The 9,152-nt window shown below is 62.2% G+C and carries 8 protein-coding genes and 1 pseudogene; 4 read left to right on the top strand and 5 right to left on the bottom strand.

From position 1 onward, the window contains the following. Window positions 1-287 (bottom strand): annotated as a pseudogene (locus KJQ12_RS02560) (type III polyketide synthase); the annotation flags it as partial. A gap of 171 nt (window positions 288-458) precedes the next feature. Then, the gene (locus KJQ12_RS02555) at window positions 459-1,736 is read right to left on the bottom strand and encodes a methyl-accepting chemotaxis protein (RefSeq protein WP_213483349.1); all 1,278 of its coding nucleotides are present in this window, start codon (window positions 1,734-1,736) and stop codon (window positions 459-461) included. Window positions 1,737-1,934: 198 nt separating this feature from the next. On the opposite strand from KJQ12_RS02555, the gene KJQ12_RS02550 reads away from it, so the two are divergent. From KJQ12_RS02550 to KJQ12_RS02535, 4 genes are all read left to right on the top strand, one after another. Beyond that, a complete protein-coding gene (locus tag KJQ12_RS02550) occupies window positions 1,935-2,306 on the top strand; it encodes a hypothetical protein (protein ID WP_213483348.1) in 372 nt (123 codons plus the stop codon). 227 nt (window positions 2,307-2,533) lie between these two features. Next, window positions 2,534-3,400 (top strand): class I SAM-dependent methyltransferase, encoded by an 867-nt coding sequence (locus tag KJQ12_RS02545; protein ID WP_213483347.1) that lies wholly within the window; start codon window positions 2,534-2,536, stop codon window positions 3,398-3,400. Continuing rightward, window positions 3,397-4,149: an RluA family pseudouridine synthase gene (locus tag KJQ12_RS02540; protein ID WP_213483346.1), complete on the top strand. Its 753-nt coding sequence runs from the start codon at window positions 3,397-3,399 to the stop codon at window positions 4,147-4,149. Before KJQ12_RS02545 ends, KJQ12_RS02540 begins: the two co-directional genes overlap by 4 nt. Beyond that, on the top strand, window positions 4,149-5,438 hold the full coding sequence (locus tag KJQ12_RS02535; RefSeq protein ID WP_244860378.1) for a CapA family protein: 1,290 nt from the start codon (window positions 4,149-4,151) through the stop codon (window positions 5,436-5,438). The genes KJQ12_RS02540 and KJQ12_RS02535 overlap by 1 nt, the downstream gene beginning before the upstream one ends. 3 nt (window positions 5,439-5,441) lie before the next feature. On the opposite strand, the gene KJQ12_RS02530 is transcribed toward KJQ12_RS02535, so the two are convergent. From KJQ12_RS02530 to KJQ12_RS02520, 3 genes are all read right to left on the bottom strand, one after another. Beyond that, window positions 5,442-5,885: a MarR family winged helix-turn-helix transcriptional regulator gene (locus KJQ12_RS02530; protein ID WP_213483345.1), complete on the bottom strand. Its 444-nt coding sequence runs from the start codon at window positions 5,883-5,885 to the stop codon at window positions 5,442-5,444. 270 nt (window positions 5,886-6,155) lie between these two features. Beyond that, on the bottom strand, window positions 6,156-8,618 hold the full coding sequence (gene parC, locus KJQ12_RS02525; RefSeq protein ID WP_213483344.1) for a DNA topoisomerase IV subunit A: 2,463 nt from the start codon (window positions 8,616-8,618) through the stop codon (window positions 6,156-6,158). 12 nt (window positions 8,619-8,630) lie between these two features. Beyond that, window positions 8,631-9,152, bottom strand: a 522-nt coding sequence (locus KJQ12_RS02520; RefSeq protein ID WP_244860376.1) for a toprim domain-containing protein, incomplete at its 5' end; no start/stop codon positions are given.

The following is a 9,152-nucleotide window of genomic DNA, read 5'->3' as shown; positions in this document are numbered from 1 at the left end:
GGCAGCGCCTCACGGCGATAGACGCCCATCCGTTCGGCGGTGGCGGGAGCCGCCTCCCGGCTCCGCGGAAAATAGCGGCACGCGCCGGCTTCCTCCAGCAGATTCGGCTCGCACGTGTAGCGCGCCTCGATGCCCTGTTGGCGGAAGATGCGCCGTGCCCAGCGCGCCGCGCCGGGATCGTCCCGCAGCGCTTCCGCCACCCGCAGCGCCGTATCCGCCTGATCCAGCCGCCAGGCGGGAACGGCGGTGCCGATGCCGAGCAGCGCGATATCCGGCGTATGGTCCATCCCGCACTCACCCTTTCCTGTCGCATCAGCCGCCGCTTGCCCGCAATCGGACAAGCGATGCCGCTACACGATTGTATTCGGGAACGGGCCGAAGTTATGCACGCCGTGCCGGATGCCGGCCGCATGAAAAGCGCCCGCGGCTTACCGCGGGCGCTCGGCGCTTCGTAAGGGTCAGGATTTGAAAAATTCGATCCGTTTTCTCAGATTGGACGAATGCTGCTGAAGCTGTTCGGACGTCGACGTAATTTCCTGCATGAGCGCATATTGTTCCTGCGTCGACGCGAACACTTGCTGCGCCCCTTCCCGGATCTGTTCCGCAATTTCGACGACCGCCCGCGCCTCGGCCAGCGTGCTGTTCATTTGCTCCGCCTGCATCATGACCCGGTTCGACGCTTCCACCACGATCTTGTGCACATTGTCCGCCTCTCCGGCGATCAGGCGCAGCGCTTCCGCGGACTTCTCGCCGTGCTCGGACTCCTGTTCCGCCACTTCGTACTGCTCGGAGATCTGTTCCACCACTTTTTTGATCTCCTGTTGGATCTGTTCGATCAGCTGCCGGATATCCTGCACCGATTCGGCGCTCTGCTGGGCCAGCTTGCGGACGGATTCCGCGACGACCGCGAATCCGCGTCCTTCCTCCCCGGCCCGTGCCGCCTCGATCGACGCGTTGAGCGACAGCATGTGCGTCTGGTCGGCGATGCCGGCGACGACTTCGGAGATATTCCCGATCAGGCCGGCGTGCTCGTCCAGCCGCCGCACGGTTTCGATCGATTCCCGGTTGAGGTCGGCCATTTTCCGCATGCCTTCCACCAGCGACGCAATCGCTTCGCCGTTTTCGCGGATCGTCTGATCCATCTTGACCGCCGATCTCCGCGCGACTTCGGCCAGTTCGCTGATTTCGTTCGCGGCGCTTGAAGCCATCTCCAGCGACTGGAACATGACGGCCGTTGATTTGGACTGATGTTCCGCCCCGTCGGACATTTTGTCGACGCGATCCGTAATGTTCCGGATGTGCCGGGTGGCCTGTTCAATCGCGTTCCCCAATTCGCCGACATGAAGGTGGGTAGCCTTGTAGTTGTCCGCAATGCCGTCGACGATCGTGCGCAGCTGCCGGATCATCGCGTCGAACGACACGGCAAGCGCGCGCAGTTCATCGTCGGAACGCGGCGGAACGACCTCGACGTTCAGGTAGCCTTCGGACACCCTGTTGGCCGTCTGCATGAGCTGCTTGAGCGGCTTGATCAACCGGTTCGCCGCCAGCATCCCCAGCAATCCGGTCCAGAAAATGCCGAGCAGCAATGTGCCGACAGTAAACCAGACTTCGGATATATGTTCATCAAAATAATCCTTAAGCACCAGAATGAAGAACGCGCTTGTTCCGTACGTTACCGCCGATACTGCCGTGATGCCGAGTACGACTTTTTTCATGATGCTGAATTTGAATTTCATGTCGATTCCTCCCGAGGATGCTTTTCCCTTCCTATTCCATTCGTCGGATGTGCGCAAAACCCTTTTGATAGTTCTGCGGCAAATCAAAATATTTGTCCGGACGCCGGCCGCGGCTTGCGCCATATACAAGTCAGCCATCCTGTGATATTCTTTTTAACGAACATTAATGTTTTTTATAATGAATTGGAGATGATCATCTTGTCACGGGTCAAATATCTCACGCTGGCATTCCTTCTGGTCTTGACAGCTTCCCTCTCGCAAGCCGTCCCCGCTTCCGCTGCCGGAGCCGTCTCGCCCGCCGCCGCAAGGGCGCCCGCATTCGGAGGACTGCTTGATGATCTGCTCGCGTTTCTCTCCGATCTCAACGAATGGATCAGCTCGCTGTTCGGCGGCGGGTCCAAAGGCGGAAACGGCGGCGGCCATCCGGGAGGAGGACATTCCGGCGGCGGTTCGCACCATCCCGATCCCCCGGGACACCAGGCCCCCTGGCCGCCCTGGCTTTGGGACAACGACTGGGACGGCAAAGGCCACAAGAGTTCTTACGACCTGTGGAAGAAATGGTACTGCTGAAGCTTGCTCCGGATCAGCGGCCGGGACGCTTCGCCTTCCCGGCCCCCCTCTCCTTCCGAAGCGCCGCCCGTCCCGAAAGCTGCGGTGCCGGTTCGCAATTGTCCTCGCTTCCGCCTTCCGCTATAATAGTTCCATTGTCAGGCGCGGGTGCGGTCAGGCGATTTTACTTATTCGTCCCGAATCGACATCCCGGCGCCAATTACGCGAAGTCAAGGAAGGTCTGTCCGATGTACCTAGCAGATCAATGGGTCGATTATGAAGTGATTGACGCCGGAGGCGGCGAGAAGCTCGAGCGCTGGGGAACGGTCGTCCTCCGCCGGCCGGATCCGCAGATCATCTGGCCGATCGAGCGGGAGACGGACGAATGGCTCACCGCCCATGCCCATTACCACCGCAGTTCGTCCGGCGGCGGACATTGGGAATACCGGCGCAAGCTGCCGGAACATTGGAACATCCGGTACGGCGAGCTGACGTTTCTCATCCGGCCGACCAATTTCAAGCATACGGGACTGTTTCCCGAACAGGCGGTGAACTGGAGCTGGATCATGGACAAGATCCGCGGTGCCGGCCGGCCGATCCGGCTGCTGAACCTGTTCGCCTACACGGGCGGCGCAACGGTGGCCGCGGCTTCGGCGGGAGCCGAGGTCGTCCATGTGGATGCGGCGAAGGGCATGGTGCAGTGGGCGAAGGAGAATGCCGCCCTTTCGGGGCTCTCGGACCGTCCGATCCGCTACATTACGGACGACGTGTTCAAGTTCGTCCAGCGGGAGCACCGGCGCGGCCGCAAATACGACGCCATCGTGATGGACCCGCCCTCTTACGGACGCGGTCCGAACGGTGAAATGTGGAAGCTGGAGACGAGCCTGTACCCGTTCCTGGAGTCGTGTCTGCCGATCCTGTCAGACGAACCGCTGTTCGTCCTGATTAACGCCTATACGACCGGCTTGTCCCCAGCCGTGCTGAACAATCTGCTCAAAATGACGATCGGCCGGAAGTTCGGCGGCACGATCCACTGCGGCGAAATCGGTCTGCCGATCACCCGCTCCGGCCTGGTGCTGCCGTGCGGCATTCTCGGCCGCTGGGAGGCGTCATGACGGGCCATGACGGCGGCGCGCCCGCGGTGCAGGTGCTGTACGAGGACAACCACCTGATCGCGGTCGTCAAGCCGCCCGGCATGCTGTCGCAGGCGGACGAGACCGGTGCGCCGGACATCCTGACGGTCGTCAAGGCCGATCTGAAGGCGCGCTACAATAAACCGGGCAACGTCTTCCTGGGGCTTGTTCATCGTCTCGACCGGCCGGCCGGCGGCGCGATGCTGCTGGCGAAGACGTCGAAAGCCGCGTCGCGGCTGTCCGACGCGGTGCGGAGCCGCTCGTTCGCCAAAGGCTATATCGCCTGCACGGAAGGCGTGCCGTCCCCCCGCGAGGCGACGCTCGTCCACTTCTTGCGCAAAGACGCGAAGACCAACACCGTAACCGCCCATCCCAAGCCCGTTCCGGACGCGAAGGAAGCGGTGCTGTCGTACAGGGTCGTCGCCGAGGCGGAAGGCCGGGCGCTCGTCGCCGTCCGCCTGCACACCGGCCGGCCCCACCAGATCCGGGTGCAGATGGCCGCCATCGGCTGCCCCCTCGCCGGCGACCGGAAATACGGCGCGGGCGAAGGCGTCCGGTCCCATGACACCGCGGCGCTCTGGTCGGCCTATATCGGCGTTGCCCATCCGGTGACGAAGGAATGGCTTGAGATCCGCTCCCTGCCGCCGCGCGAAGGCGTCTGGGCATCCTGGCCCGATTCGGCATGGTCGCTTGCGGAAGGATCGTTCACTGCCGAAGGGACGGACGGCTGATGAAACGGCGCTTCGCGATCCTCCTCATGCTCGCCGTCTCGCTTGCCGGACTCGCGCTGATCTATGCGCTGACCGAATGGAACGGAACGTCCGGCGTGCCTGACGGCAAGAACGCGGCGGATCATGCGGGATCGGGCGGCGATGCCGGCGGCGGATCTGCCGGCACCGAACCGGACGAGACGCCTGAAGAGCTGCCTGCCGAACCGGAGCCGGAACCGGCCGTCCCCGGCGAGCCGGGCTCCGGCGTGCCGGCGGAAGGCCTGCTCGCCGCGGTCGGCGACATCATGATGCACATGCCGCAGCTTCCGGCTTACTACGACAAGGACAGCAAGCGGTATGACTTCTCGCCGTATTTCACCGAGGTCAAACCGCTCCTATCGGAAGCCGACTGGGCGATGGCCAATCTCGAGACGACGCTGTCGGCCGAAGGCGACTATTCGGGCTTCCCCCGCTTCAGCTCGCCGCATGAGCTGGCGGCCGCGCTGAAAGACACCGGATTCAACATCGTCACAACCGCGAACAACCATTCGCTGGACCGCGGCGCGCGGGGCGTCGAGCGGACGCTCGGCTTTCTGGAAGAACAGGGCTTCGTCACCCGCGGCACCGCCCGCTCCGCGGACGAAGCGGCCGAGCTGACCATCGTCGAGCGGAATCACATCCGCATCGGACTGCTCGCCTACACGTACGGCACAAACGGCATTCCGGTGCCGGAAGACAAACCGTGGCTCGTCGCGCTGATCGATGAGGAACGCATCATCCGGGACATTGCGGCGCTGCGGGAAGCCGGCGCCGACTATATCGTCATCGCGCTGCATTTCGGCGTGGAGTACCAGACAATGCCGAATAACGAACAGAAAGCGCTCGCGCGCAGGCTGATCGCCGCCGGCGCCGATCTGATCGCCGGTTCGCACCCGCATGTCATCCAGCCGTATGAAGTTGTGGAGACACAGGACGAAAGCGGCGCCGCACGCCAGGGCGTCATCATCTATTCGATGGGCAACTTCATCTCGAACCAGCGCGGCGACACGAAGGACTACGGCGTGCTGTACCGGATCAGGCTGCGCAAAGAAGAAGGCGTGACGCGGATGACGGACGTGGAGCCGATCATCACATGGGTTCACCGCTACAAAGCGAACGGCCGCAATCATTACCGGATCCTCCCCGTCGAGCGCGTGCTCGAAGAGCGCAACGATCCGCTGTTGACTGCGGCCGATTATGAGCAAATGAAGAAAAACCTGGATGCCCTCCGGAAGCGGCTGGCTGCCATGGGCGCCCCGGCCGGGCGATGAGCGCTACCGCTCGTCTCCCGCGGCAGCCGGCCGTACAATCGGCTCATCGGCAATCTTGCCCAGCAGATAGATGAGCAGCTGCTGATTGTGGGCCGAAATCCGTTCCAGGGCCTGTCCGATGTAGCGTTCACGGATTTCCACCCCGCGCCGCGCTTCGCGCATCCCCCGGTCCGTCGCGGTCACCCACACAATGCGGCGGTCGGCTACGTCCCGGGTTCGCGCAATGAGTCCGCCCCGCTCCATCCGGTCGAGCAGCGTCGTAATTGCGGCGGGCGTGGTGGACAGATAGTGAAGCATATCCGACGGTTTCATCGGCTGATGTTCAAGGAGCAGTTCCAGCACGTTCAGCTGGCTTTCGGTCAGGGCGGGAGCCAGCGCTTCATCGAGATGCATTTTCCAGTCTTTCGTGATTTTCATCCACAGACGGGCAAATTCCGCGGCAAACATCCCAATCCCTCCCAATATCCGCCTTATTTTCATTATATCAGCCGCTCTTGTCGAAAAAAAGGTTAATGCACTTAATAATTTACGCCGCGAATCGATACATCCCCCTTCCAGCCGACAACCGATGACAATTTCGCCGCACGGCCGGACGTCGAAACAAGTAAAACCGCGTGAAGCGCCGGGAGAGCGTCCGTCCTGCAAACAACGAAAACCCGCGGCCCCCGGAAAATCATTTCCGGTTGCGCGCGGGTTCAGCGATGCGTCAGATCAGGTTCAGGCTTCCCCTTCCCGGGATTCAAGATCCGGCCGGCGGAAGCAGCAGACCGCCGCGTCCTGCTTGTCGATCGCGGCAACGCGCTTGCCGCCCGACCGCAGCAGCTCGACCGGCGCAGCTTCCGAACTGAACGTGAAGGAAGCGCCCGACGATGCCGCCAGCGTATAGTGCGCTTCTTCCTTGCAATGGAACGCGCCGATCAGCCGGCTGCCGTTCGATTTCACCCGTTTGCCTTCATTGAAAATGAACGTCGTGAGGCCTCTTCCACCCCTGCCCTGCACCGGGTAATCGAGCAGCAGCGAGCGCTTCGCCCAGCCCAGATCGGTGACGACGAGCACCTCGCCTTCTTCGCCTTCCACGAGCAGGGCGGCCGCGACTTCATCGTTCTCTTTCAGCATGATGCCGCGCACGCCGGCGGCGACGCGTCCCATCGAACTGACTTCCGACTCTTCGAAGCGGATGCTCATCCCGAGCTTCGTGACAAGCAGGAGCTGCTGCGTGCCGGTGCTCGGGAGCACCTGCACCACTTCGTCGCCGTCCGCCAGCTTCACCGCGGCGATCGGCCCCGTGCGGGTCGTCTGATACTCTTTCAGCGCGGTCCGCTTCACCTGGCCGCGCTTCGTCACGAACAGGAGCGACAGATCCTCCCGCTCGAAATCCCGAACCGGAACGATGCCGACGATGCCGTCGTCCTTCGGGATCGGCACGACGTTGACCAGCGCCGTTCCGTTGTCCTTCCATTTGAACTCCGGAATCTGGTGCACCGGCAGGAGGAAATACGAGCCCTTCCGCGTGAACAGCAGCAGCTGATCCAGCGTGTTCACTTCCAGCACGTGGCGGATGATATCGCCTTCCTTGACGCCGGAATTGTCGAGATCGCCGCCGGACCGGGTGAAGGACAGCCGGCTCGTCCGCTTGATGTAGCCTTCCTGCGACAGCGTCACCAGCACGTCTTCGGACGCGACCATCACTTCGAGGCCGACCTTCAGCTCCTCCACTTCGCCGCGAATGTCCGAACGCCGGTCGACGCCGTACGTGTCGCGAATTTCCGAAAGCTCCTCCTTGATGACGCCGAGCAGCTTCTTCTCGCTCGCCAGGATGGACTTCAGGTACGCGATGCGCTTCTCGGTCTCGCGCAGCTCCTTCGTGAGCTGCGTAATCTCGAGATTCGTCAGCCGGTACAATTGGAGTGTCAGAATCGCATCCGCCTGCCGCTCGGTGAACCCGAACTTCGCCACCAGGTTCTGCTGCGCGTCCTGGCGGTTCTTCGACGCCTTGATCGTCGCGATGACATCGTCGAGAATGTTCAGCGCCTTCACGAGCCCTTCGAGCACGTGGGCGCGGTCCTCCGCCTTCTCCAGTTCGTAACGGCTGCGGCCCGAGACGACTTCCTTCTGGTGGTTGATGTACGCCGTCAGCATCTCCTTGAGGCCGAGCTGGCGCGGCGCCTTGTTGACGATCGCCACCATATTGAAGTTGTATGTAATTTGCAGGTCCGTCTTCTTGAGCAGATAGGCCAGGATGCCTTCGGCGTCCGCGTCCTTCTTCAGCTCGACGACGATGCGCTGCCCGTTCCGGCCGCTCTCGTCGCGCACTTCCGCGATGCCGTCCACTTTCTTCTCCAAGCGGATCGTCTCCATCGCCGTCACGAGCCGGGATTTGACAACCTGATACGGAATCTCGGTGATGACGATCTGCTTGCGGCCGCCGCGCAGATCCTCAATATCCGTCTTCGCCCGGATATAGATGCGCCCTTTGCCCGTCCTGTAGGCCTCGCGGATGCCTTCTTCGCCCATGATGATGCCGCCCGTCGGGAAATCCGGGCCTTTCACAATGCCCAGCAGTTTCTCGAGCGGCATGTCCGGATCGTCCATCAGGGCGATGCAGGCGTCGATCACTTCGCGCAGGTTGTGCGGCGGAATTTCGGTCGCAAAACCGGACGAAATGCCGCTGACGCCGTTGACCAGCAGATTCGGGAAACGCGAAGGCAGCACGACGGGCTCCTTCGCCGTATTGTCGAAGTTGTCCTTGAACGGGACCGTCCGCTTGTCGATGTCGCGCATCATCTCCATTGCGATCGGCGACAGCCGCGCTTCCGTGTACCGCATCGCGGCGGGCGGGTCGTCATCGACCGAACCCCAGTTGCCGTGGCCGTCGATCAGCACGTGGCCCATTTTCCACGGCTGCGCCATCCGCACCATGCCTTCATAGATGGAAGCGTCGCCGTGCGGATGGTAGTTGCCCATCACGTCGCCGACCGTTTTCGCCGACTTGCGGTACGGCTTGTCGGGCGTGTTGCCGGCTTCGTACATCGCATACAGGATGCGGCGCTGCACCGGCTTCAGCCCGTCGCGGACATCGGGGATGGCCCGGTCCTGGATGATATATTTTGAGTACCGGCCAAAGCGGTCTCCCACGACCTCTTCGAGAAATGCCGGCAGGAACTGTTCGAGCGTGCCCATGCCGCTTCTCTCCTACTCTTCGTATTCGGTGAAATCGACGTTTTCGATGATCCACTTCTTCCGCGGATCGACCTTGTCACCCATCAGCGTCGAGACGCGCCGTTCCGCCTTGGCGGCGTCCTCGATCCGCACCTGCAGCAGCGTCCGCGTCTCGGGGTTCATCGTCGTCTCCCAGAGCTGCTCCGGATTCATCTCGCCGAGACCTTTGTAGCGCTGCAGCTCGCAGTTTTTGCCGAACTCCTTCAGGTAGTTCTGCAGCTGCTCGTCCGTCCAGGCGTAGCGCACCGTCTCCAGCTTGCCCGTCTTGCGGGAGATCTTGTAGAGCGGCGGCTGCGCGATGTACACCTTGCCCATGTCGATGAGCGGCTTCATGTACCGGTAGAAGAACGTCAGCAGCAGACATTGGATGTGCGCGCCGTCCGTGTCGGCGTCGGTCATGATGATGATCTTGCTGTAGTTCGCCTCGTCCGGATCGAATTCCGGTCCGACGCCGGCGCCGATCGCCGAAATGATCGTCTTGTATTCCTCATTCTT

The sequence above is a fragment of the Thermobacillus xylanilyticus genome, from assembly GCF_907165215.1.
Classification (GTDB): domain Bacteria; phylum Bacillota; class Bacilli; order Paenibacillales; family Paenibacillaceae; genus Thermobacillus; species Thermobacillus xylanilyticus.
The sequence above is the reverse complement of the archived record's forward strand: the minus strand, read 5'-3'. Positions and strand labels throughout refer to the sequence as shown.

Bases quoted from the DNA above. Each gene is read 5' to 3' on its own strand.
- KJQ12_RS02545 (WP_213483347.1), top strand. From the start codon at position 2,534: ATGTACCTAGCAGATCAATGGGTCGATTATGAAGTGATTGACGCCGGA.
- KJQ12_RS02540 (WP_213483346.1), top strand. From the start codon at position 3,397: ATGACGGGCCATGACGGCGGCGCGCCCGCGGTGCAGGTGCTGTACGAG.
- KJQ12_RS02530 (WP_213483345.1), bottom strand. From the start codon at position 5,885: ATGTTTGCCGCGGAATTTGCCCGTCTGTGGATGAAAATCACGAAAGAC.
- KJQ12_RS02555 (WP_213483349.1), bottom strand. From the start codon at position 1,736: ATGAAATTCAAATTCAGCATCATGAAAAAAGTCGTACTCGGCATCACG.
- KJQ12_RS02535 (WP_244860378.1), top strand. From the start codon at position 4,149: ATGAAACGGCGCTTCGCGATCCTCCTCATGCTCGCCGTCTCGCTTGCC.
- parC (WP_213483344.1), bottom strand. From the start codon at position 8,618: ATGGGCACGCTCGAACAGTTCCTGCCGGCATTTCTCGAAGAGGTCGTG.